The sequence below is a fragment of the Gilliamella sp. Nev3-1 genome (assembly GCF_001690435.1).
In the GTDB taxonomy this organism is placed as follows: domain Bacteria; phylum Pseudomonadota; class Gammaproteobacteria; order Enterobacterales; family Orbaceae; genus Gilliamella; species Gilliamella apicola_C.
In genome coordinates this window covers 38,400-62,210 of the sequence record NZ_LZHN01000008.1, presented here as the reverse complement: position 1 = coordinate 62,210, position 23,811 = coordinate 38,400, and the positions used below count along the sequence as shown (strand labels likewise).

Annotated in this window: 21 protein-coding genes and 1 other RNA gene; 12 read left to right on the top strand and 10 right to left on the bottom strand. The window is 36.6% G+C overall.

The window, feature by feature from the left end; translation table 11 throughout:
• Positions 1–96: 96 nt before the first annotated feature.
• Both argR and mog read right to left on the bottom strand, forming a co-directional pair.
• Positions 97–555 carry a transcriptional regulator ArgR gene (gene argR, locus A9G40_RS01735; RefSeq protein ID WP_065581632.1) on the bottom strand — a complete coding sequence of 153 codons (459 nt, stop codon included), beginning with the start codon at positions 553–555 and terminating at the stop codon, positions 97–99.
• A 198-nt stretch (positions 556–753) separates the two neighbouring features.
• Positions 754–1,332 carry a molybdopterin adenylyltransferase gene (gene mog / locus A9G40_RS01730; protein ID WP_065581631.1) on the bottom strand — a complete coding sequence of 193 codons (579 nt, stop codon included), beginning with the start codon at positions 1,330–1,332 and terminating at the stop codon, positions 754–756.
• Positions 1,333–1,554: 222 nt separating this feature from the next.
• Between mog and A9G40_RS01725 the strand changes: the two genes are divergently transcribed.
• A complete protein-coding gene (locus A9G40_RS01725) occupies positions 1,555–2,499 on the top strand; it encodes an ABC transporter ATP-binding protein (protein ID WP_065581630.1) in 945 nt (314 codons plus the stop codon).
• Positions 2,492–3,262, top strand: coding sequence for an ABC transporter permease (locus tag A9G40_RS01720; RefSeq protein WP_065581629.1), 771 nt, complete (start codon positions 2,492–2,494; stop codon positions 3,260–3,262). Before A9G40_RS01725 ends, A9G40_RS01720 begins: the two co-directional genes overlap by 8 nt.
• 69 nt (positions 3,263–3,331) lie before the next feature.
• Here A9G40_RS01720 and A9G40_RS01715 read toward each other — a convergent pair whose 3' ends face one another.
• The 3 genes from A9G40_RS01715 to accB all read right to left on the bottom strand — a co-directional run bounded on the left by A9G40_RS01715 (position 3,332) and on the right by accB (position 5,886).
• A complete protein-coding gene (locus A9G40_RS01715; RefSeq protein ID WP_065581628.1) occupies positions 3,332–3,976 on the bottom strand; it encodes a bifunctional 4-hydroxy-2-oxoglutarate aldolase/2-dehydro-3-deoxy-phosphogluconate aldolase in 645 nt (214 codons plus the stop codon).
• Positions 3,977–4,044: 68 nt separating this feature from the next.
• Complete coding sequence (gene accC, locus A9G40_RS01710; RefSeq protein ID WP_065581627.1) at positions 4,045–5,391, bottom strand: acetyl-CoA carboxylase biotin carboxylase subunit; 1,347 nt, start codon at positions 5,389–5,391, stop codon at positions 4,045–4,047.
• Between the two features lie 39 nt (positions 5,392–5,430).
• Positions 5,431–5,886: an acetyl-CoA carboxylase biotin carboxyl carrier protein gene (accB, locus tag A9G40_RS01705; protein WP_065567735.1), complete on the bottom strand. Its 456-nt coding sequence runs from the start codon at positions 5,884–5,886 to the stop codon at positions 5,431–5,433.
• Positions 5,887–6,258: 372 nt separating this feature from the next.
• Here accB and A9G40_RS01700 point away from each other — a divergent pair, with 372 nt between their 5' ends.
• From A9G40_RS01700 to A9G40_RS01675, 6 genes are all read left to right on the top strand, one after another.
• Positions 6,259–7,305 carry a rod shape-determining protein gene (locus tag A9G40_RS01700; RefSeq protein WP_065567736.1) on the top strand — a complete coding sequence of 349 codons (1,047 nt, stop codon included), beginning with the start codon at positions 6,259–6,261 and terminating at the stop codon, positions 7,303–7,305.
• 132 nt (positions 7,306–7,437) lie between these two features.
• Positions 7,438–8,280: a rod shape-determining protein MreC gene (mreC, locus tag A9G40_RS01695; protein WP_065581626.1), complete on the top strand. Its 843-nt coding sequence runs from the start codon at positions 7,438–7,440 to the stop codon at positions 8,278–8,280.
• A complete protein-coding gene (gene mreD / locus A9G40_RS01690; RefSeq protein ID WP_065567738.1) occupies positions 8,267–8,752 on the top strand; it encodes a rod shape-determining protein MreD in 486 nt (161 codons plus the stop codon). Before mreC ends, mreD begins: the two co-directional genes overlap by 14 nt.
• Before the next feature lie 11 nt (positions 8,753–8,763).
• Entirely contained in the window at positions 8,764–10,239 is a 1,476-nt protein-coding gene (rng, locus tag A9G40_RS01685) for a ribonuclease G (protein WP_065567739.1), read from the top strand.
• Positions 10,240–10,379: 140 nt separating this feature from the next.
• The gene (gene tldD, locus A9G40_RS01680) at positions 10,380–11,837 is read left to right on the top strand and encodes a metalloprotease TldD (protein ID WP_065581625.1); all 1,458 of its coding nucleotides are present in this window, start codon (positions 10,380–10,382) and stop codon (positions 11,835–11,837) included.
• Between the two features lie 30 nt (positions 11,838–11,867).
• Complete coding sequence (locus tag A9G40_RS01675) at positions 11,868–12,554, top strand: DedA family protein (RefSeq protein WP_065581624.1); 687 nt, start codon at positions 11,868–11,870, stop codon at positions 12,552–12,554.
• Positions 12,555–12,577: 23 nt separating this feature from the next.
• Here A9G40_RS01675 and rnpB read toward each other — a convergent pair.
• Together rnpB and A9G40_RS01665 are read right to left on the bottom strand one after the other, a co-directional pair.
• Positions 12,578–12,965, bottom strand: an RNA gene (gene rnpB, locus A9G40_RS01670) — RNase P RNA component class A.
• Between the two features lie 205 nt (positions 12,966–13,170).
• Positions 13,171–14,097, bottom strand: coding sequence for a TIGR01212 family radical SAM protein (locus A9G40_RS01665; RefSeq protein WP_065581623.1), 927 nt, complete (start codon positions 14,095–14,097; stop codon positions 13,171–13,173).
• Positions 14,098–14,476: 379 nt separating this feature from the next.
• Here A9G40_RS01665 and A9G40_RS01660 point away from each other — a divergent pair, with 379 nt between their 5' ends.
• The 3 genes from A9G40_RS01660 to A9G40_RS01650 are packed head-to-tail and all read left to right on the top strand — an operon-like array spanning position 14,477 to position 18,038.
• Positions 14,477–15,601: a glycosyltransferase family 4 protein gene (locus tag A9G40_RS01660; protein WP_065581622.1), complete on the top strand. Its 1,125-nt coding sequence runs from the start codon at positions 14,477–14,479 to the stop codon at positions 15,599–15,601.
• Positions 15,594–16,397, top strand: coding sequence for a lipopolysaccharide core heptose(I) kinase RfaP (gene rfaP, locus A9G40_RS01655; protein ID WP_176700423.1), 804 nt, complete (start codon positions 15,594–15,596; stop codon positions 16,395–16,397). The genes A9G40_RS01660 and rfaP overlap by 8 nt, the downstream gene beginning before the upstream one ends.
• Before the next feature lie 12 nt (positions 16,398–16,409).
• On the top strand, positions 16,410–18,038 hold the full coding sequence (locus tag A9G40_RS01650; RefSeq protein ID WP_065581621.1) for a DUF2813 domain-containing protein: 1,629 nt from the start codon (positions 16,410–16,412) through the stop codon (positions 18,036–18,038).
• 76 nt (positions 18,039–18,114) lie between these two features.
• Here the strand turns inward: A9G40_RS01650 and ettA are convergent, their stop codons facing one another.
• Positions 18,115–19,782 carry an energy-dependent translational throttle protein EttA gene (gene ettA, locus A9G40_RS01645; protein WP_065581620.1) on the bottom strand — a complete coding sequence of 556 codons (1,668 nt, stop codon included), beginning with the start codon at positions 19,780–19,782 and terminating at the stop codon, positions 18,115–18,117.
• Positions 19,783–20,325: 543 nt separating this feature from the next.
• On the bottom strand, positions 20,326–21,357 hold the full coding sequence (locus A9G40_RS01640) for a hypothetical protein (RefSeq protein WP_065581619.1): 1,032 nt from the start codon (positions 21,355–21,357) through the stop codon (positions 20,326–20,328).
• 404 nt (positions 21,358–21,761) lie between these two features.
• Between A9G40_RS01640 and A9G40_RS01635 the strand changes: the two genes are divergently transcribed.
• Positions 21,762–22,022 (top strand): integrase core domain-containing protein, encoded by a 261-nt coding sequence (locus A9G40_RS01635; RefSeq protein ID WP_065581618.1) that lies wholly within the window; start codon positions 21,762–21,764, stop codon positions 22,020–22,022.
• Between the two features lie 291 nt (positions 22,023–22,313).
• Here the strand turns inward: A9G40_RS01635 and A9G40_RS01630 are convergent, their stop codons facing one another.
• Entirely contained in the window at positions 22,314–23,777 is a 1,464-nt protein-coding gene (locus A9G40_RS01630; protein WP_065581617.1) for a hypothetical protein, read from the bottom strand.
• Between the last annotated feature and the right edge of the window lie 34 nt (positions 23,778–23,811).

Here is a 23,811-nt window from a genome sequence, read left to right as displayed (position 1 = left end):
GAAATCAGCGTTGTATAGCATTAACGATTTTATTAATTGTGTCAATAGGTTAAACTTTAAAATTTATTCGACCTGAATATAACGAAATTAAAAGCGCTATAATTCTCGCTCAAATAGTTCAATAATGGTTTGGTACAATTTTTTTACAGCATATTCTTTGGTTGGTGTACTAAAAATTGTATCATCGCCAGCAATTGAGCCCAAAATCCCCTCTGATTTACCGATAGAATCTAACAAACGAGCAATTAGTTGAGCAGCGCCTGGACTGGTTTTTATGACCACCATTGAACTATTGAAATCAATATCGAGGACTAAATTTTTTAATGGACTACTAGTTGTTGGTACACTTATTTCTGCAGGCAAACAATAGACCATTTCGGATTTTGCATTACGGGTTCTCACTGCGCCAAATTTAGTAAGCATGCGTGAGACTTTGGATTGATTGATATTATCAAAACCTTGTTCTTGCAACGCTTGGACGATTTCTACTTGCGAACTAAACTTCTCTTGGCGAAGTATCTCTTTAAATGTCTTAGTGAGATCGGTTGATTTCATAATGTTCCTTGTTTCTTTACTTGTTACTTTTTCTACTAATACATGCAGTTATAATACCGAGAATAAAACTGCGTACTATTCACGCTAGCTTACTCCACGATTTTTTAGATAGTATTAATAACCGTTATTTATATTGATAAATTATACATCTAACGCATAATTATCATATACATAATTATGCGTTAAATTTGCATAAAATTAAAGATTTGACTGAATTGCATCTTTAGGGCGAAAAGACTTGACTATGTGATCATGGGTTTCGATATAAGGCCCGTCTAATAGTTGTATACAATAGGGGATACTAGCAAATATACCGTTAATAATGACATTGCCTTGATTATCTTTAACCCCCTCAAGCGTTTCTTTGATTGATTTTGGTCTGCCTGGTAGGTTTATGATTAAGCATTTTTTACGAATAACACCAACTTGCCTAGATAAAATCGCAGTTGGCACAAAATGTAAACTGATTTGCCGCATTTGCTCACCATAACCTGGCATCACCCGATCGGCGATCGCTAATGTTGCATCAGGCGTTACATCTCTCATGGCAGGGCCAGTTCCACCCGTAGTTAAAATTAAATGGCAATGTAAATTATCAACCAGCTCGCATAATGTTTGTTCGATGATAGTTTGCTCATCAGGAATAATATAATTTTCGGTAATAAAAGGCGTTTTTAGTGTTGTTTGCAACCATGATATTAATGATGGAATACCTTCATCTTGGTAAACACCCCTTGAAGCTCTGTCAGATATTGAAATTAAGCCAATTTTAAACATAACACTTATTCCTTAAGCAATAATTAGACATACAGATCACAATTGAATTCACTATGTTAGTGACCACATTCAATAATATGCACCATAATATCGAAATGATAATTTATTTCTTTGGTATAAATAAAATTAAACCATTCTCTACAATAAATTGATTATATTGTCGATTCATTTAACATGATATTATATCACTTAAATAGTAATTGATTCATTTAGGACATATTTATGCCATCAACTCCTGCACTTGAGTTAATCTCTCTGAAAAAAGTTTACAAAAATGGTATAGAAGCATTAAAAGGTATCGATTTAACTGTACAGGCGGGTGATTTTTATGCCTTATTAGGACCAAATGGTGCTGGTAAATCGACAACTATCGGTATTATCAGTTCATTAGTAACTAAAACATCGGGAAAAGTGAAAATTTTTGGTTACGACTTAGATAACGACATAGTAAACGCCAAAAGGCAATTAGGGCTTGTGCCACAAGAGTTTAACTTTAATCAATTTGAAGAAGTTCTACAAATAGTCACTAATCAAGGTGGTTATTATGGATTACCCCGAAAACTTGCATTAGAGCACGCTGAAAAATATTTACGAATTTTAGATTTATGGGATAAACGCCATAGCCGAGCCAATATGTTATCAGGCGGTATGAAAAGACGATTAATGATAGCAAGAGCGCTTGTGCATGAACCCAAATTGTTGATTCTTGATGAACCAACCGCAGGCGTTGATATTGAACTGCGTCGCTCTATGTGGGATTTTTTGCGCGTTATCAATCGTCAAGGTATCACAATTATTTTAACTACTCATTATTTAGAAGAAGCTGAAATGCTATGCCGTAATATTGGTATTATTCAACGAGGCCAATTGATAGCAAACTCGTCAATGCGCGATCTACTGGCAAAAAGCCAATCTGAAACAATTATTATTGATTACGTGCCAACCTCTAAACCGATTGAATTACATGGCTATAATTATTCTGATATTGAAATGGGCATGTTAGAAGTGAAAGTAGATAAACAATTTGGATTAAACCAATTATTTGAGCAACTCAATCAGCAAAATATTAAAGTGATCAGCGTACGAAATAAAGCGAATCGTTTAGAAGAGCTATTTGTTGATCTGTTACATAATGATACAAAACAAAAAGGTAGCATTGATGAATAATTTATATTGGATTGCCTTAAAAAGTATTTGGCGTAAAGAAGTGACACGATTTTTAAGAATTTGGGTTCAAACGCTAATTCCGCCGGTTATTACAATGTCTCTTTATTTTATCATCTTTGGTAATTTAATTGGCTCTCGTGTTGGTGACATGGGGGGATTTAGCTATATGGCATTTATTGTGCCGGGATTAATCATGATGTCAGTCATTACCAATTCTTATACCAATGTTTGTTCATCCTTTTTTAGCGCTAAATTTCAACATAACATTGAAGAGTTATTGGTAGCACCTGTACCAACGCATATTCTTATTTTGGGATATGTGGGAGGGGGTGTGATGCGAGGTATTTTAACTGGTATTTTAGTTACTATAGTGTCACTATTTTTTGTTCGTTATGAGGTGCATTCTTGGTTATTTGTTGTTTGCACATTACTATTAACTTCAATTTTGTTTTCATTAGCCGGTTTATTAAATGCAGTGTTTGCCAAAACTTTTGACGATATAAGCATTATTCCTACATTCGTATTAACACCATTAACATACCTTGGTGGCGTTTTTTATTCGATTACTATGTTGCCAACCTTTTGGCAATGGATATCCAAAGTTAACCCAATAGTTTATATGATTAACGGTTTTCGTTATGGATTTTTAGGAGTGACAGACGTATCGTTATCAATTACCTTCTCGATGCTAATTTTGTTTGTTACTGTGCTTTATGTAATTGCATGGAAGCTTATTGAAAGTGGTCGTGGACTAAGAAGCTAATAAGAGTTAGAAGGTTAGGTTTTGAGTAGTCGCCGATATTTTATCGGCGGAATCAATCATTATTGTGCATCAGCAACATTGTGCATCAGCAACGGCTTGTTTAGCCATCTCGGTAATTTTAGCAAAATCACCTTTTGCAATTGCATCAGTTGGAATAAACCAAGTACCGCCCACGCAAAGCACATTATCAAGAGCAAGATAATCACGGTAGTTTTTCGGATTTACTCCTCCTGTTGGGCAAAATTTCATATATCCGCAAGGACCAGCAAAAGCTTTTAATGCAGCAACGCCACCATTGACTTCAGCAGGGAAAAATTTTAATGCAGTGAGACCATATTCTTGTGCAGTTAACAACTCAGAAATAGTTGCAATACCAGGAATAACAGGTACTGAACCTTCAACCGCCGCTTTTAAAATAGCATCAGTAATACCTGGTGTTATCACAAATTGAACGCCAGCTTCGGTAACCTGTTTTAGTTGCGCAACACTTGTTACTGTTCCTGCACCAACCACCGCTTCAGGCACTTCTTGAATAATTTTCTTTATTGCATCAATTGCACAAGCAGTTCTTAATGTAACTTCAAGTACTTTTACTCCGCCAGCAATTAGCGCTTTAGCTAGTGGTACCGCATCTTCTAAACGCTCAATAACAATAACGGGAATAACAGGACCTAATGTTAAAATTTCTTCAGCACTTCTTTTCCAATTTTTCATTTATTTTTACCCATACCTTATTGATTCTTTTATATAGAAATAATCCCTAATAAATAGGGATTATTTTGTTACTCATAAATGCCTAATTTCTTTTCTAAATAATGAATGTTTGTGCCGCCTTTTTGGAAACCTTTATCATTCATAATATCAATATGAAGATCAATATTGGTTTTAATGCCATCAATAACCAGTTCAGCTAATGCATTTTTCATACGGGCAATAGCAACTTCACGGGTTTCACCATAAGCAATTAATTTACCAATCATTGAATCATAATAAGGAGGAACAGTATAACCAGCATAAATATGCGATTCCCAACGAATACCAAAACCGCCAGGAGCATGAAAACGGGTAATTTTCCCTGGTGAAGGCATAAACGTTTTTGGATCCTCGGCATTAATTCGGCATTCAATTGCGTGGCCTTTAATTTCAATATCACTTTGTTTAATTGATAGAGGCTTGCCTGCGGCGATTGAAATTTGCTCCCTAATTAAGTCAACACCAGTTACCATTTCAGTAACAGGATGTTCTACTTGAATACGGGTGTTCATTTCAATGAAATAAAATTCACCATTCTCAAACAAGAATTCAAATGTGCCAGCACCACGGTAACCGATCTCAATACATGCATTAACGCAACGCTCACCAATAAATTGACGCATTTTAGGGGTAATACCAAGCGCAGGGGCTTCTTCCACAACCTTTTGATGGCGTCTTTGCATTGAGCAATCACGCTCACCTAAATAAACGGCATGACCTTGTCCATCAGAAAGGACTTGGATTTCGATATGGCGTGGATTTTCTAAAAATTTTTCCATGTAAACCATATCATTATTAAACGCTGTTTTGGCTTCTAGCTTGGTCATATTAATTGATTGTTCAAGATCCTTCTCTTCACGAACAATACGCATACCACGACCACCGCCTCCACCAGAGGCTTTAATGATAACAGGATAGCCGATTTGTTTAGCGATTTGTTTATTGGTTTCAATATCACCACCTAACGGACCATCTGAACCAGGAACACAAGGTACACCAGCTTTTTTCATCGCATGAATTGCAGAGACTTTATCCCCCATTAGGCGAATAGTATCAGGTTTTGGACCAATAAAAATAAAGCCTGAACGTTCAACTTGTTCAGCAAAATCTGCATTCTCAGATAAAAAACCATATCCAGGATGGATAGCTGCTGCGCAAGTAACTTCTGCAGCTGAAATTAATGCAGGAACATTAAGATAGCTTTTTACTGAAGCAGCTGAACCAATACAGACTGTTTCATCTGCTAGTAATACATGTTTTAAATCTTTATCTGCCGTCGAATGAACAGCGACAGTTTTAATTCCAAGTTCTTTACATGCTCGTAATATACGTAGAGCTATTTCTCCACGGTTCGCAATAAGAATTTTATCAAGCATATTCAATCTCTTAATCGTATAGTCAATAATAAATTCAGATTATTCAATAATGAATAGTGGCTGATCAAATTCAACTGGTTGACCATTTTCAACCAAGATGGCTTTTATTGTACCAGCTTTTTCTGATTCAATCTGGTTCATCATTTTCATCGCTTCGACGATGCAAAGCACATCGCCAACATTTACTGTTTGACCAACTTCAACAAAAGCTTTTGATTCTGGACTTGGTGTACGATAAAAAGTTCCAACCATAGGGGATTTAATTGTTGTACCATCAGTTGCAACAGCATCTGTTACAACTTCGGCTTGAACTGTTGGAGCCACAACAACAGGAGCTGGTTGAGGAATTTGAATATTTTGTACTGGCGCCGAATAGTTTGTGGTAGGAGCAGAACGACTAATTCGAACCGACTCTTCACCTTCAGAAATTTCAAGTTCAGAAATACCTGACTCTTCAACTAATTCAATTAATTTTTTAATTTTGCGTATATCCATGAATTACACCGTGTTTATTTGATATAAGTAACAATTATTTTTTACTGCATCCTCGCCATTGACAAAAAGAGTCTTTCGCCAATAACAAGGTTGTAACTCAACATTAACGCGGAAGAATACACTGTAAAACAGAATTTGTCATTATATATCTCCTTTACAAACACATGTTATACTATTTTCTAGGTATTATTTTATAATTGCGATACAATAGCCAACGTTAGTTATTATTGGGGTTAGCTGTGGTTTAGAAGAATTAAATGACACTCTATTTAGCTTGGATAAAGCTGAAAATAGATATTGTTTGATCCCATGGTTTGCTTTTAAACACGAAAATATACTTAAACAAGATTCATTCTAGGAAGAGTTTTTATTATGTTCAAAAAAGTTCGCGGCTTGTTTTCAAATGATTTATCCATCGATTTAGGTACAGCAAACACACTTATTTATGTAAAAGGGCAAGGCATTGTATTAAACGAACCTTCAGTGGTAGCGATACGCCAAGATCATCGCACCGGCACACCGAAAAGCGTTGCCGCTGTTGGACAAGCTGCGAAACAGATGTTAGGGCGAACGCCTGGTAATATTGCAGCTATAAGACCAATGAAAGATGGTGTTATTGCCGATTTTTCAGTCACTGAAAAAATGTTGCAGTATTTTATTCGCCAAGTACATAGCCATAGTTTTTTAAGACCAAGCCCACGAGTCCTTGTTTGTGTTCCTGTCGGCGCGACACAAGTTGAGCGCCGTGCAATTCGTGAGTCAGCACTAGGTGCGGGGGCCCGTGAAGTATATTTAATTGAAGAGCCAATGGCTGCGGCTATTGGTGCAGATTTACCAGTCTCAGCACCAACAGGTTCAATGGTCGTTGATATTGGTGGTGGAACTACTGAAGTAGCAGTCATTTCATTAAATGGTGTGGTTTATTCGGCATCGGCACGCATCGGTGGCGACCGATTTGATGAGGCGATTATTAACTATGTTCGCCGTAATTATGGTGCATTAATTGGTGAAGCCACTGCCGAAAAAATCAAACATTTTATAGGTAGTGCCTACCCTGGTGATGAAGTACTTGAAATTGAAGTGCGTGGACGTAACCTTGCTGAAGGTGTACCGCGTAGCTTTACTTTAAACTCTAATGAAATTTTAGAAGCGTTGCAAGAACCACTAAGTGGTATTGTAAGTGCCGTTAAAGTTGCATTAGAACAGTGCCCTCCTGAGCTTGCATCTGACATTTCAGAACATGGTATGGTTTTAACCGGTGGAGGTGCTTTATTGCGTAACATTGATAAATTATTATCAGCAGAAACTGGTATTCATGTTGTTGTAGCAGAAGATCCACTAACATGTGTTGCAAGAGGGGGCGGCAGAGCGCTAGATATGGTAGACATGCATGGTGGAGATCTCTTTAGTGAAGAGTAATTGTTAATTATCATTCATATTAATGAAATAATTAGCCAGTAAACAACTCATATTTTTTACCGCCGACATTGTCGGCGGAACCATATCTTAACATAAGCAGATCTCAAGTATAAAACAGGTAAGTACTGAACAATGAAATTACTTTTTTCTAAACGTTCGCCTCTCAGTGTACAATTATTTACTTCTCTGGCGCTTGCATTGATCCTAATTGTATTAGATATCAATTATCGCCCATTTAAAGAGATTCGCTACTATTTAGATACCATTATTTCGCCCTTATATTATGTTTCAGATGCACCAAAGTCGTCGTTTGATTCGCTTTATGAAATGTCTAAAACGCGAGAAGCCTTAATAGATGAAAATGCAAAATTGCATGAAAACTTATTACAACAAAAGAATGATCTATTATTACTTAACCATTTAAAACATGAAAATGCAAGACTTCGTGAATTGCTAGGCTCTCCTTTAAGGCATGATGAACATAAGATGGCTGCGCAAGTATTACTTACAGATACCAATCCTTATGTTTATCAATTTGTTGTCAATAAAGGCAAACAAGATGGTGTTTATGTTGGGCAGCCTGTTGTAGATGAAAAAGGCATTATTGGACAAATTTATGAAACGGCTCAATCAACCAGCCGTGCAATTTTAGTGTGCGATTATCAACATGCAATACCTGTTCAGGTGCAAAGAAATGATATTGGTATGATCGCTGTGGGTAACGGATGTAATAATGATTTAATATTAGAATTTATGCCTAATAACGTGGACATAAAAGTAGGTGATGTTTTAGTTACTTCTGGGCTTGATGGACGATTCCCTGAAGGTTATCCTGTTGCGATAGTCAGCTCAGTAAAACTAGATCTTACAGATTCAACGCCTATTATTTCAGCAACACCAACAGCTGATTTAAAACGCTTACGTTATTTATTGTTATTAGGGGAAAATCAAGGAGTGAAACATGAGGGAACGTAATCGAATATTGATTATTTGGATAACGTTATTTATTGGCTTATGTTTGCAAATTATACCGTGGTCACCAGAATATAATATATTTAAACCACATTTGCTGCTCCTTATTTTTGCTTATTGGTTAATTGCACTTCCACATCGAGTTGGGATTGGAACCGCTTTTGTATTTGGAGCATTGATAGATCTATGCACAGGCTCGATTTTGGGAAGCCATGCTTTTATTTATTCATGTATTGCTTATTTACTTGTTTTTAAATTCCAATTGATACGCAATTTAGCTTTGTGGCAACAATCGTTTATTATTTTTGGGGTATCAGTATGTTATAATTTACTGGTATTTTTACTCCAAGTCAGTATCTATCATACTATAACGATATCACCATTAATTTTGCTATCAAGTTGTATTGATGGCTTATTATGGATTGTCATCTATCTATTTTTGCGGCTAATAAGACGAAACTTTGCTATCAATTAAAAAGGAATCTTATGTCTGTTGAATTATTAATGAATATAACACCGTCTGAAACTCGCGTCGCTTATATTGAAGATGGCGTACTACAAGAAATTCATGTTGATCGTGAATCTAGACGAGGTATTGTTGGCAACATCTATAAAGGTAAAGTAATCCGTATATTACCTGGAATGCAGGCGGCTTTTGTGGACATTGGGCTTGAAAAAGCGGCTTTTTTACATGCATCAGATATTATGCCTCATACTGAGTGTGTATCTGATACTGAACAAGAACAATTTCAAGTAAAAGATATCTCTGAACTTGTCCGCCAAGGGCAAGATTTAATGGTGCAAGTAGTTAAAGATCCTCTGGGCACTAAAGGCGCTAGGCTGACAACCGATATAACTTTACCATCACGTTATTTAGTATTAATGCCTGGGCCAAATTCTGCGCATGTGGCCACTTCACAACGCATAGAAAGCGAACAAGAGCGCGAAAGGCTAAAAAGTATTGTAGAGCAATATGTAACCAACGAAGGCGGATTTATTGTTAGAACCGCAGCAGAAGGCGCAAATGCATATGAATTAGAGCAAGATGCCAATTTTCTAAAACGACTTTGGGCTAAAATTCAACAGCGGATGGCACGCCCAGTAAGCAAAAATCTAATATATGGTGAATTGGCATTATCACAACGTGTGTTGCGTGATTTTGTTGGCGCGCCAATTGAACGGATTTTGGTGGATTCAAAGTTAACATATGATTTATTAATTGAATTCACACAAGAATTTATGCCCGAAGTGACCAGTAAATTATCGCATTATCGTGGTAATATTCCCATTTTCGATCTTTATGATACCGAAAACGAGATCCAAAGAGCATTAGATCGTAAAGTCAAATTGAAATCTGGCGGGTATTTGATTATTGATCAAACTGAAGCTATGACAACCATTGATATCAATACTGGCGCATTTGTAGGTCATCGAAATTTAGAAGAAACGATTTTTAATACCAATATTGAGGCAACAATTGCGATTGCTCGCCAATTGCGTTTACGTAATTTAGGTGGCATTATTATTATTGATTTTATTGATATGCAAGAAGATCTGCATCGTGAACGGGTGTTACAATCACTCCATGATTCTTTATCTAAAGATCGAGCAAGAACTACCGTTAATTTATTTTCGAGTTTAGGTTTGGTCGAAATGACACGCAAACGAACACGCGAAAGTATCGGGCATATTTTGTGCGAACAGTGCCCTGCTTGCAAAGGACGAGGCATGGTCAAATCAGTAGAAACTATTTGTAACGAAATTTTGCGTGAAATCGTTCGTGTGTATAAAGCGCATCACTCGGAGTATTTTTTAGTTTATGCTTCAGCTGCCGTAGCTAATGCGTTAACTAATGATGAATCACACGCTTTAGCTGAAGTTGAAATCTTTGTGGGTAAACGCGTCGAAGTGAAAGTTGAACCGCTTTATATTCAAGAACAATACGATGTTGTATTAATGTAATCAAAACTATTTTGTAAAAAAGAGTTTCAGAAAACGATACGTTAAGAATAAAAGTGATGAAAGCTAAAAAGCCATTATAATTGGATATCTATAATCAATTATAAACAAGCTCGCATCCACATTTAAAAATTAAGGAATTTATGATACTAAATCAAGTGAGTGAACGATTACTCAATCCAAATAATCTAAACCAACAAGATCTTTTACATCTGCTTGATATGCTTAGCGCAAGGCAAATTGATTTTGGTGATTTGTATTTCTTATCGGGTTACTATGAAAGTTGGTTACTTGAAGATGGTATTATAAAAAATGCCTCATTTCACCGTGATCAAGGAGTTGGCGTTAGGGCTATTATCGGTGAAAAAACGGGGTTTGCATATACAGATCAACTTTCGTTAGCACGTTTAGAACAAAGTGTATTAGCAGCAAATTCAATAACTAAATTACAAACACCTATAGTAGTAACTCCGTTTAAGTCTACGCAAACAGTGCCGATATACCCTTCAATCAACCCAATCAATTCGTTTTCTCAAGAACAGAAAATTGCATTGTTGCAAAAAGTTGACAAATTGGCACGCTCAATTGACCCAAGAGTTATCGAAGTATCATGCAGTTTAACAGGGAGCTACGAAGATATTTTAATCGCAACGACTGATGGTACATTACGTGCTGACATTCGGCCTTTGGCTCGATTATCTGTTTCTGTGCTAGTTGAACAATCAGGTAAACGCGAACGAGGAAGTAGCGGTGGTGGTGGGCGATTTGGTTATGAATATTTTTTAACCATTAACCCTAAAACGACAGAAAGCTATGTTGATAGCTACACTCAAGAAGCGGTACGCCTAGCACTTGTTGCTCTTTCAGCTAAAGCAGCGCCAGCAGGAACAATGCCCGTTGTTTTAGGTGCTGGTTGGCCTGGTGTATTGTTACATGAGGCGGTAGGGCATGGCTTGGAAGGTGACTTTAACCGCAAAAACACCTCGGTTTTTTCAGGAAAAATAGGTGAACAAGTTACCTCAGAATTGTGTACTATTGTTGATGATGGCACTATCGAAAATCGACGCGGGTCACTCTCTATTGATGATGAAGGAACGCCTAGCCAAAAAACAGTGCTTATTGAAAATGGCATTTTAAAGGGCTATATGTTCGATAAACTCAACGCAAAATTGATGAATACATACTCAACTGGTAATGGACGTCGTGAAGGGTATGCGTGTTTACCGATGCCAAGAATGACAAATACCTATATGTTAACTGGCAATTCTTCTTTTGACGATATTATTAGCAGTGTTGATTATGGACTATATGCCCCTAATTTTGCGGGAGGGCAGGTAGATATTACCTCTGGTAAGTTTGTCTTTTCAACCTCAGAAGCCTATTTGATTGAAAAAGGCAAAATAACAACACCAGTAAAAGGCGCAACACTAATTGGTTCAGGTATTGAAACGATGCAACAGGTGGCAATGGTTGGTAATGACCTTGAATTAGATTCTGGTGTTGGCGTTTGTGGTAAAGCAGGACAGAGCATTCCTGTTGGGGTCGGACAACCTACATTAAAAGTGAATAATTTAACCGTTGGTGGTACCATTAGCCAATAAAAACAATATGAGGATGGGATATTAAAATAAATGGAAACAATAATTACACTTTACCAAGCATTTGTTAACATGGATATAGCAACACTTTCAAATCCTAATGTGCTATGGACATTATATGGTATGTTATTTGTTATTATTCTTTTAGAAAATGGCGTATTACCCGCAGCTTTTTTACCTGGTGATAGTTTATTATTTCTAACTGGTGTGTTAATTAGTCAAAATGTATTCCATTTTGGTTTAATCAACCTTATTTTAATTTCTGGCGCAGCATTTGGAACGTGGTTAGGTTATGCACAAGGTTTGTGGCTTGGTAATACTAAGCTTGTACAAGGTTGGATGGCACATATTCCTGAAAAATACCATCATAAATCTGAAGTATTATTCCATAAGTACGGATTACAAGCTCTATTTATTGGACGGTTTATTGCTTTCGTACGTACATTGTTACCGATGATGGCAGGATTGTCAGGGCTACATAGTCGAAAATTCCATATTTATAATTGGATTAGTGCAACATTATGGATTACCTTAATTGTGACATTGGGATATCTATTTGGGTTATCACCTATTTTCAAAACTTATGAAAAACAAATTATGTCGCTATTAATGCTGATCCCAGTGTTTTTATTAGTAATCGGCTTGCTTTTTTCGATCTGGCTAGTATTAAAACGTTGGTTAGCCCAGAAAAATAAATTAAAAAATTCGACCAAAAAATAGTATTAATGAGCAAAGTTAAGAAATATTGAAATTAACCGATAAGCCGGGTTCTGTCGTGGACAATCATTCCTCTAGGCTAATACTCACGTATTAGCTCAAGCAGTCTACCCGGATTCAACGCGGGCCGCGCCAAAGAATCCCTATTTGACCTTGCTCCGAGTGGAGTTTACCATGCCACAACTGTTACCAATTGTGCGGTGTGCTCTTACCACACCCTTTCACCCTTACCTGATCTTATCAATAAGCCATCGGCGGTTTGCTCTCTGTTGCACTTGTCGTAAACTTTTGCTCTCGCAAAAGCCCCCCAGGCGTTACCTGGCACTCTGCCCTATGGAGCCCGGACTTTCCTCCCCTTTGTTTGTCTCCTTTAATAAAGGACTACAACAAAGCAGCGATTGTCTGGTTAATTTCGTTAACCAGTATAACGTAATGTAAAGTTTTGTCCAGTATTGCATGTTTTATAAGTTATTTATCAAGGTAAACATGGCCAATATTTTGGCAAGGATCAAGGGATATCGTCAATAATATTTCCATATGCATTAAATCCATTTCTATTTTAACTAGCCGTTATTAATGATGTTAATGTTATTATAGTTGTTAGTCGCTTCTAGAACGACTAGAACTTAAAGTAGTAGCAATCCCCAATGGCGCTACCTTGAGCACCAAACTGGCGTAAATTCTGATCGACAGCGTTCATCGATTGCCAATGATTTTCACACCAATCTGGCGCAAGCAGGGTTGGTTTTCTAGCATTAGCCGAAATGCGGTGATATAAAATATTGGAGGGTGTTTGCCTAATGATATCGCCAGCAATATCGACATATTGATCTAATGATAAAACGTCAAGACGCCCAGCTCGCCATGCTTTTGCCATAATGCTACCATCCACAATATGCAAAGGGTGTAACTTTAAACCGTCAACACCACTATTTAACACTTGATCTAGAGTTATTAAGTTATCTTGTTTGGTTTCTTTAGGTAACCCAATAATTAAGTGAGTGCACACTTTAATACCAAGTTTACGCGCTTTTTGTACGGTTTGATGATAATCGTTAAAAGTATGCCCACGATTTATATCGTGTAAGGTTTTATCGTGAGCAGTTTGTAAGCCCAACTCTAACCAAACTTCAAAACCTTGTGCTTGATAACTGGCAAGCAAATCAAGCGCTTCACTGGGTACACAATCTGGGCGAGTACCAACACAAAGCCCAACAATATCAGTACTATTTAGCGCTTGCTCGTACATATTTTTTAGTATGGCAACTTCAGCATAAGTGCTAGTATAAGCTTGAAAATAAGCAAGATAGCGCTTGGATTTTTTCATTTGATGAGCTTGTGAAACCAATTGATCAGCAATTGATTTCACTTGAATAGATTCATCAATAATTGAAGCCACATTACAAAAAGTGCATCCGCCCATGCCAATAGTGCCATCACGATTTGGACAGCTAAATCCCCCATGCAAGGTTAGCTTATAGATTTTTTCCCCATATCGGCGCTGAAGATCGGAACCAAAGGTATTAACGACTAGATGAAGTTGCATGATAGACCAGAAATAAAATTTTGTTTATTTTACGAAGTTAGTTGCTTTACTTCAAGCAACGTTATGTTTGAGGATGATAGTTTTAAAATAAAAAATCAAATACTTTAATAACGTAATGATATTAACTAAATAGTTCGACAATTAAAATACTTTTTTAATTTAGATTAAGGCGTAACTTGAATTTTATTAATAGGGTTTGTGGAGAATTTTTTGTTGGTTAAACCAAAGGAAGTTATTGATTTTATTAAAAATAAAAAAATTCAATAAAATCAATGACTTTTCTGACCGATTTTTGCTCTTCTTTTATTAAAATCAGCTATTTTTGCACCTTGCTTATCAACAAGTATATAATACCCCTTTCAAACTTGAGGCAACCTGCATGCAACTAGCATTTTGTATCTATAAATATTTTCCTTTTGGTGGCTTGCAACGTGATTTTTTACAAATAGCTAGGGCTTGTCAAGCTCGTGGCCACCACGTTCGGATCTATGTAATGGCATGGCAAGGTGATAAGCCTGCTGGATTTGATATTATCTTGGTTCCGAAAAAAGGCTTATCTAACCATAATCGTAATCAATCTTATTACCATTGGGTAAAAGCCCATTTGCAAGCGAACCCCGTCGATTGTGTAGTTGGGTTTAATAAAATGCCTGACTTAGATGTCTATTTTGCGGGCGATACCTGTTATGCAGATAAAGTGGCCCATAAAGGCTTTTTATATAAGTTATCAAAACGCTGTAAACACTATTTAGCCTTTGAAGATGCGGTGTTTAATCAACATAGCCAAACTAAAGTGATGCTTTTAACTAAGCAGCAAATCGCTGACTTTGTTAAATATTATCATACTGATCTATCAAGGTTTTATCTGTTACCGCCTGGCATTGCTCAAGATCGCCAATATAATGCTGAGTCGATCGCTAAAGGCAAGCAATTTAGACAAACCAATCAAATTGATGAACACAGTTTTGTGATTGTGCAAATTGGCTCGGATTTTAAACGCAAAGGCGTTGATCGTTCACTAACCGCCATTGCGACTTTACCCTATGAATTAAAGCAAAAAGTCACTTTTTTAGTGGTAGGGCAAGACAAACCAGAAGCCTATCAAAAACAAGCAAAACAACTGGGGATTGATCAGCAAGTCCGTTTTTTAGCGGGCCGTGATGACATTGCCGATATTTTATTTTCAGCTAATTTACTATTGCATCCAGCAAGGCAAGAAGCTGCTGGTATGGTTTTAGTCGAAGGATTAGCTGCTGGTGTCCCCGTTATTGTATCGGGTGTTTCGGGATATGCTTATCACATACACGATGCCAAGGCTGGTGTGGTTCTTGCTGAGCCTTTTGTACAATCGGATCTCAATCAGGCCGTTAAAAATGCTATCACTAATCACGATCAATTATTAACATGGCATCATAATGCGATTAACTACGGGAAAACGGCTGATCTATACGATTTAGCCACTCGCGCCACCGATATTATTTTAGGTTGTAACGATGATGAATGAAATAAAACTCAAATCGCCTTTTCAGCAATTATGGACAGGTAAAGATCCCTTTGCAGAAATCGAGTTAATCTCGGGTAAAGTATATCGTGCTGTTAAGCAACGTAAAACGCTAAATTTTGAGCTTGAGGGTGAATCTTATTTTATTAAAATTCATCGGGGTACAACGATTAAAGAGATTATTAAAAACCTCATATCGTTACGTCTACCCGTGTTAGATGCCAAGCAAGAATGGGATGCCATTCATCGTTTAGCGCAAGCTGGCGTTAATACTATGGATGGGCGAGCATTTGGCCGTAAAGGTTTAAATCCACTAACACGCCATTCGTTTATTATTACCAAAGATCTTAATCCAACAATTAGTTTAGAAGATTTTACCAAGCCATGGCTCACTCAGCCACCTAGCTATCATTTAAAGCGTTCTTTAATTATTTATTTAGCGAAAATGGTGGCAAAAATGCACGCTGCGGGGGTTAATCATCGTGATTGTTATTTGTGTCATTTTTTGTTGGATTTACCCTTATTTGAAAATAAACAACAAATTAAATTATCGGTTATTGATTTGCACCGAGCACAAACTCGCAATAAAGTACCAACCCGTTGGCGAGATAAAGATCTTATTGGGCTGTATTTTTCGTCGACTAAAATTGGCTTGACTAACCGCGATATTCTTTTATTTTTAAAAGTTTATTTTGATAAATCGTTAAAAACCATTTTGCAAGAACAACAACCACTAATTAACAGTGCACACAAAAAATCGGAGCGAATTCGTAAGCGAACCGAAAAATACCATCTTTAAATAAGGATTGCTATGTTTATTGAACAAATTGATATTTGTGGGTTTAAAGGTATCAGCCAGCTATCGTTAAAATTCAATGCAAGTTCTAGCGTACTAATAGGCGAAAACCGTTGGGGGCGATCAAGTTTAATTAGCGCTTTACAACTGTTATCACTCAATAATAAGTTTTATCAATTTGTTGATTCTGATTTTTATCATGACCAACACGACGGTAATGTCGATAATATCACCATTACCGTCACTTATTGCCAATCGCATTTAAATGAGTTAAACCATAAAGATTATCAGCCATTACGCGCTGTTGCCTATCTATCAACACAAGATAACCTGCATCGCATTACTTATCAAATTTCGGCTAATAAACAAAACAATCAAATTATCACACAACATAAATTGCTCAATTTACAAGGCAAACCATGTAATATTGAAAATGAAAGATCGTTAATTGCACTTTTAATCAGCCTAAATCCAGTTATGGCGCTTAAAAATGCTATGGATAAAGCCCAATTACCTATTACTAATCAGCCACAATCTGAAAAAAACATTGAGCAACTTTCCTGCCAATTAAAAGCACATTGCGCCAAATTAACGCAAGATGAATTAGCTCGGGGTCTGCAAGCTGCACGCTCATTATTAGAATATTACTTTGCCGATCAAACACACCGCTATCATTATAAGCAATCCCCACTAAAAAGCTCGCCAAGCGCAGAGGATTGGAACGTTTTAGAACAAATTAATGATATATTAGACAGTTTTGATAATGATTATTTACGGACGGTATTTTTAGGCATTTTTGGATCGATTATTGATGCTAAAGGCGATTATTCACTTTTACAAAGTTCAATGCCGATTTTAATTTTACAAGAGCCTGAAAGTTCGCTACACCCCATCATTTTATCTGTCGCATTTCGGTTACTAAAAAACTTCCCTACACAAAAAATTATTACCTCAAACTCAAGTGATTTAGTCTCATTATTTCCATTAGAAAGTCTTTACCGATTAATTCGCTTGCCTGATAAAATTGTCGCAAAACATATTACTGCTACATCATTAAGTATGAGTGATAGTCGCCGTATTGTGTTTCATATTCTTTATCGACGCTCTAGTGCATTATTTGCTCGTTGTTGGCTATTAGTTGAAGGTGAAACCGAAGTTTGGTTATTACGTGAATTAGCAAAGCAAAGTGGTTATCATTTGAGCTCTGAAGGCGTTCAGCTAATTGAGTTTGCACAATGTGGGTTAAAACCACTGATAAAATATGCCAATAAAATGGGAATTCATTGGTATGTTATTACTGATGGCGATATGGCGGGTAAAAAATATGAAGATACCGTCAAATCACTGGGCGGTGAAGATAAAGATCCTAATGACTACTTAACCGTTTTACCCGCTCGTGATATTGAAAATTTTTTATTTAAACATGGATTTAGTCATGTTTATAAACTTGCTGCTTACAACACAACACAGCATATCGATCTACCTGTACATCAAATTATTCAAAAAGCCATCCATAAAAGCTCAAAGCCAGATCTCGCTATTGCTATTTGTGATGATGCAAAAGCACGGGGAATAACTGCCATCCCACGCTTGCTCACTGACACCTTTGCCAAAATCATTAAAGCATCTAAAAATAGGCTTTAAACTATCTGAAAAACGATATCAGGAAAGTAACGCTATTCCGCCAACAGACATTGGCGGAATGAAATGAAAATTAAACCTATTTAGTGATTCGCTTATATTTAGCACGTTTAGGCTCTAATGCCTCAGCGCCGAGTGTACGTTTTTTCCATTCTTCGTATTCAGTAAAGTTACCTTCAAAGAATTCAACATGTCCTTCGTCCTGATAATCCAAAATGTGAGTCGCAATGCGATCAAGGAACCAGCGATCATGTGAAATAACTAATGCACACCCCGGAAATTCTAACAGAGCATTTTCAAGTGCACGCAATGTTTCAACATCTAAATCATTGGTCGGCTCATCAAGCAGCAAAACATTGCCACCCACTTGCAATAATTTGGCTAAATGTACGCGCCCTCTTTCACCACCTGAAAGTTCACCAACACGTTTTTGCTGATCAACCCCCTTAAAGTTAAAACGACCAACATAAGCCCGACTAGGAATTTCAAAATTGCCGATACGCATAATATCTTGACCGTTTGAGATTTCATCCCAAACCGTTTTTTTATCATCCATATTATCGCGGAACTGATCAACCGAAGCTAACTGCACGGTTTCACCTAAAGTAATGGTTCCTGAATCGGGTTGTTCTTTACCTGATAGCATTCTAAATAGCGTAGATTTACCTGCTCCATTTGGCCCGATAATACCAACTATCGCACCTTTTGGAATGCTAAATGAGAGGTTATCAATAAGCACGCGATCACCATATGATTTGGTTAAGTTATTGACTTCAATTACTTTGTCACCTAAACGTTGTCCAGGTGGAATAAAGAGTTCGTTTGTTTCGTTACGTTTTTGGTAATCGTTGCTGTTTAGTTCTTCAAAACGAGCTAAACGTGCTTTACTTTTTGCTTGACGCCCTTTTGGATTTTGCCGTACCCACTCAAGCTCTTTTTCAATCGATTTTCGGCGAGCCGATTCGGTTGAGGCTTCTTGTGCTAAACGCTGATCTTTCTGTTCAAGCCAAGATGAGTAGTTACCTTCCCATGGAATACCCTCACCACGGTCAAGTTCTAAAATCCAACCTGCCACATTATCTAAAAAGTAACGGTCATGAGTAACGGCCACAACAGTACCTTCGTAATCATGTAAAAATCGCTCTAGCCATGCAACCGATTCAGCATCTAAATGGTTGGTTGGTTCGTCAATTAATAACATATCAGGTCTTTCAAGTAACAACTGACAAATTGCCACTCGACGGCGTTCACCACCAGATAATGTTTCAATTTTGGCATCCCAAGCAGGTAAGCGTAATGCATCGGCTGCCCGCTCTAATTGATTATCAAGGTTATGGGCATCTTGCGCTTGGATAATTGCCTCAAGCTCCGCTTGCTCTTTGGCTAATTTATCAAAATCGGCATCAGGATCAGCATAAGCGGCGTATACCTCATCTAGTCGAGCAAGTGCTTTTTTAGCATCACCAACGGCTTGCTCAACCGCTTCGCGCACGGTTTGCTTAGGATCAAGCTTAGGCTCTTGCGGTAAATAGCCAATCCTAATATCAGATTGTGGTCGTGCTTCGCCTTCAATTTCGGTATCAACACCCGCCATAATGCGTAATAATGTTGATTTACCTGCCCCATTTAAACCCAGCACCCCAATTTTAGCTCCTGGGAAAAAACTTAAAGAAATATCTTTTAAAATATAGCGTTTAGGGGGAACAATCTTCCCTACTCGATTCATGGTATAAACATATTGCGCCATAAAACATCATCCGTTTAATTGATTAAAAATAGCAAAAAGTATTTGCTATATGACTAATGGCGTATATTGTAGCGATTCTTAGGATTGGGTCTAGGGTTATTTACAAGAATGCTCTAATTGCTTATACAATAATGTATCTTAAATACTGATAGAATTAAAAAATGGGAGATTATATTTGTTTAAGCCTAGTAAAAACATTTTATTTTTAAATATATTATCAATAAATTGTTAATTAAGAATATATACTAGAAATAGTTTTATATCACATCTCAAAAAGCCGCAATATGTAATAATGTTAATAACACATTGCGTGTTATTTTAATATAGTAAAACATCGAGTTGTTTACACTTCATCATTAAAACAATCCGCTAAAAACTCATAAGGCGTTAATTTTGCCTTTTTATATCTACTCATTACAGTATTTTCACAAATTACTGTAAACAGTGCGAATAAGTTCTATAATTAACTTACTCGTAATCACCTCTGTAACTTCAAAAAGTTACAGAGTCAAACTATTATCTGAACAGATAAAACAAATTTAACTACGGCTTAACACAAGCAGCTCTGTATAGCCCATAAGTTGGTTCATTATAATATAAATCTCCATCCCCTAAATCGACCCGAATTGGGTTTCCTTTATATGTATCAATTGTCCAATACCAATCTTGAGGATGCTCAGTTTCCCAGTCGTCAAGACCTAAATAGTGATCAGAGTGATTAAACAAAGTTCCCCATTCATTAAATAGCCCGCCAATCCACTTACCATTACCGTCGCGATAGCTTAATTGTCGGCGATAACCATTGATATTTCTTCCGGGAATACCTCCAGTCCAAATATCATTATTATTTGCATTAGTATAATCAGTAACACTCGGCATTCGGTATCCAATTTGGTTACAGTAATTTTTTGTATCTTGCACAGATGCATTAATATGAGCACCTTTGGCTATATACCATCTTTCAATTTTAAAGCTATACAAAACTTTACTTTTGGCTATATCTGAATAAAGCTTAAATGTAGAGGGGCTAAAATTTTTATTAGCACTACTGTTTACTGGCCCTTTTAGTACTATCTTTAAAGCTACATCTCGTGAGCCTTTTCCCCAACCTGGTGTTCGTGCAGATGATAAAGCTAAACTAACTCCACTCCCTGATTCAGGGAATACCCTAGCGCCATTAGCTGAGATAATATCTTCGGGCGTTACGTTTGCTAATAATAAATAAAAATAAACATTATTTGTTCCTGTCGATGGGAAATTACGTTGTGGATTGTTTATATCTTGTGGAACAAACCCTTTTCCTTTTGCCCAATCCGGACCATCTAAATCTTTATATTCAGTGTTATTACTGGAATCGTTTGATAAATTAGGTTGAGCATAACAAACCAATGGCGCGCTTGATTCAAAATAATAATCAGGATTCCATATCCATATGTCAGCTGAACTTGCATCCCCGCCTGTATAATATTTTAGACACGGGTTTTCGGACGGCGGTAACATTATGGCATCGCTACGATGATTATTCGCTCGACCATGTTTACTGATTAATGCCTCTAAACTCCATGAATATGGCAATAATAACAGTCCCAATAACAACAAGATTTTTCGGGACAATTTCGATAATAATTTAAGCGATAACTTCGAGGATATAAAAGAGGAAAGTGTGAAAAATCGCCTAAGGGCGTTATTTGATAAATTTAAGACGCAGGTTTGCTGGTGTCTGGTGTCTGGTGTCTGGTGTCTGGTGTCTGGTGTCTGGTGTCTGGTGTCTAAAATGATAATGCATTACGTCCCACCTGTCAAGTAATATTTTGTTTTATTTAGATTTTTATAACTGTTCGCTTATTTAATAAGCTTAACTCCCTAAAGCGATCAAATTATAACCGCTGAAAAAATAGTTGGCTAGTTTTTGTCGAATTTTTTTGTAAAGAAATGTGAAGATGGAAACGATTCAACTTTAAGGCGTTGGCAATTTTCTAATGAAAATATGGTGTTATATTTCGAACGTTTTAACTTTTGTAGAATTAATTAATATTAGTAATAACATTCAATTTAGGGATTTTGAACGATTTAACCGGATTTATCGAACAAAAGTGCTAGATTTGTCTCTTTTTAACAACCTTGAGCAAGCAAGGAGAATGATCGAACAATGGCTCACCATTTATAATACTCAAAAACCGCACAAGACATTAAATAATATGGCGCCCATTAAATATAAAACACAAAAACAAGTAACATGATTTTCTACGTCTGTTTTGTACTAACTATGGGGGTATTTATAATACAAAACTCATTATAATGCGACGTTAAAGTAAAAAATAGCTTTTATGTTAAGTTTTGTAAAACACAACCAGATTTATTAACAAAAATGATTATCTCTTATTTTCGATAAATCTACATCTGCTAATTGTACATAAAAAGCGTTGTGTTTTAATTGTTAAGATTGCTAGAAAGTACACAATTTTAATAACCTCTGTAACTTCAAAAGTTACAGAGTCAAACTATTATCTGAACAGATAAAACAAATTTAACTACGGCTTAACACAAGCAGCTCTGTATAGCCCATAAGTTAGTTCATTATAATATAAATCTCCATCCCCTAAATCGACCCGAATTGGGTTTCCTTTATATGTATCAATTGCCCAATACCAATCTTGGGGATGATCAGTTTCCCAGTCATCAAGACCTAAATAGTGATTAGGATTGTTAAATAAGGTTCCCCATTCATTAAATAGCCCGCCAATCCACTTACCATTACCGTCGCGATAGCTTAATTGTCGGCGATAACCATTGATATTTCTTCCGGGAATACCTCCAGTCCAAATATCATCATTATTTGCATTAGTATAATCTGCAACACTTGGCATTCGGTATCCAATTTGGTTACAGTAATTTTTTGCGTCTTGCGCGGATGCATTAATATTAACGCCTTGGGCTATATACCATCTTTCAATTTTAAAGCTATACAAGACTTTACTTTTGGCTCTATCTGAATAAAGCTTAAATGTAGAAGGGCTAAAATTTTTATTAGCACTACTATTTACTGGCCCTTTTAGTACTATCTTTAAAGCTACATCTCGTGAGCCTTTTCCCCAACCTGGTGTTCGTGCAGATGATAAAACTAAACTAACTCCACTCCCTGATTCCGGGAATACGCTAGCGCCATTAACTGAGATAATCTCTTCGGGCGTTACGTTTGCTAACAATAAATAAAAATAAACATTATTTGTTCCTGTCGACGGGAAATTACGTTGTGGATTGTTTATATCTTGTGGAACAAACCCTTTTCCTTTTACCCAATCCGGACCATCTAAATCTTTGTATTCAGTATTATTACTGGAATCGTTTGATAAATTAGGTTGAGCATAACAAACCGATGGTGCGCTTGGTTTAAAATAATATGAATGGGAACTCTGTTTATAAGCAGTTTTATTCGGAATACCATAACGTGTCGACAACGTTAAAGATTCTCCTGTAGTAATAAATAATCGATATGGCGCTTTACAAGCATCCAACTTGTACGATGGATTTTTCTTTACTGCTGCTGTTATATTTTGGTTTGCATCGTACCATTCTAGAGATAACTTTCCACTTGCCAAAATATCGCCATCACCATCATCATCTCCCCAATAATGATATGGGGCATCTACCAATTTTTGAATATCTATTTGTGGGTAAGTATTATTTCCATCTATTGGTATAAAAGTTTGAATATCACGAATAGATCCTAAATTTCCCGATAGTATGATGGGTTTTTGATTACTTGATGTATCTTCTTGAGAGGTAATCAATCGACCATCAGATAATTTTATACCGAGTAAAGGTTCGGATGAATTTATACGGGTTCTACCGCCATCAAGAGTTATATAAGGACGGCTTCCATGGATCACATTTGATGTAATCGCAGATAATGCAATAGCTTGAAAGGGCACTATCAAATTTAATAATGTCAATATAATTCCAAACAAACAATGTCTGACAGTCAAGATAGGCATTACTAATGCCTTTTGGATATGCATCTTTGCCATT

Coding starts and splice junctions, on each gene's coding strand:
- argR (WP_065581632.1), bottom strand. CDS start 555: ATGAAATCAACCGATCTCACTAAGACATTTAAAGAGATACTTCGCCAA.
- mog (WP_065581631.1), bottom strand. CDS start 1,332: ATGTTTAAAATTGGCTTAATTTCAATATCTGACAGAGCTTCAAGGGGT.
- A9G40_RS01725 (WP_065581630.1), top strand. CDS start 1,555: ATGCCATCAACTCCTGCACTTGAGTTAATCTCTCTGAAAAAAGTTTAC.
- A9G40_RS01720 (WP_065581629.1), top strand. CDS start 2,492: ATGAATAATTTATATTGGATTGCCTTAAAAAGTATTTGGCGTAAAGAA.
- A9G40_RS01715 (WP_065581628.1), bottom strand. CDS start 3,976: ATGAAAAATTGGAAAAGAAGTGCTGAAGAAATTTTAACATTAGGTCCT.
- accC (WP_065581627.1), bottom strand. CDS start 5,391: ATGCTTGATAAAATTCTTATTGCGAACCGTGGAGAAATAGCTCTACGT.
- accB (WP_065567735.1), bottom strand. CDS start 5,886: ATGGATATACGCAAAATTAAAAAATTAATTGAATTAGTTGAAGAGTCA.
- A9G40_RS01700 (WP_065567736.1), top strand. CDS start 6,259: ATGTTCAAAAAAGTTCGCGGCTTGTTTTCAAATGATTTATCCATCGAT.
- mreC (WP_065581626.1), top strand. CDS start 7,438: ATGAAATTACTTTTTTCTAAACGTTCGCCTCTCAGTGTACAATTATTT.
- mreD (WP_065567738.1), top strand. CDS start 8,267: ATGAGGGAACGTAATCGAATATTGATTATTTGGATAACGTTATTTATT.
- rng (WP_065567739.1), top strand. CDS start 8,764: ATGTCTGTTGAATTATTAATGAATATAACACCGTCTGAAACTCGCGTC.
- tldD (WP_065581625.1), top strand. CDS start 10,380: ATGATACTAAATCAAGTGAGTGAACGATTACTCAATCCAAATAATCTA.
- A9G40_RS01675 (WP_065581624.1), top strand. CDS start 11,868: ATGGAAACAATAATTACACTTTACCAAGCATTTGTTAACATGGATATA.
- A9G40_RS01665 (WP_065581623.1), bottom strand. CDS start 14,097: ATGCAACTTCATCTAGTCGTTAATACCTTTGGTTCCGATCTTCAGCGC.
- A9G40_RS01660 (WP_065581622.1), top strand. CDS start 14,477: ATGCAACTAGCATTTTGTATCTATAAATATTTTCCTTTTGGTGGCTTG.
- rfaP (WP_176700423.1), top strand. CDS start 15,594: ATGAATGAAATAAAACTCAAATCGCCTTTTCAGCAATTATGGACAGGT.
- A9G40_RS01650 (WP_065581621.1), top strand. CDS start 16,410: ATGTTTATTGAACAAATTGATATTTGTGGGTTTAAAGGTATCAGCCAG.
- ettA (WP_065581620.1), bottom strand. CDS start 19,782: ATGGCGCAATATGTTTATACCATGAATCGAGTAGGGAAGATTGTTCCC.
- A9G40_RS01635 (WP_065581618.1), top strand. CDS start 21,762: ATGAAAATATGGTGTTATATTTCGAACGTTTTAACTTTTGTAGAATTA.
- A9G40_RS01630 (WP_065581617.1), bottom strand. CDS start 23,777: ATGCCTATCTTGACTGTCAGACATTGTTTGTTTGGAATTATATTGACA.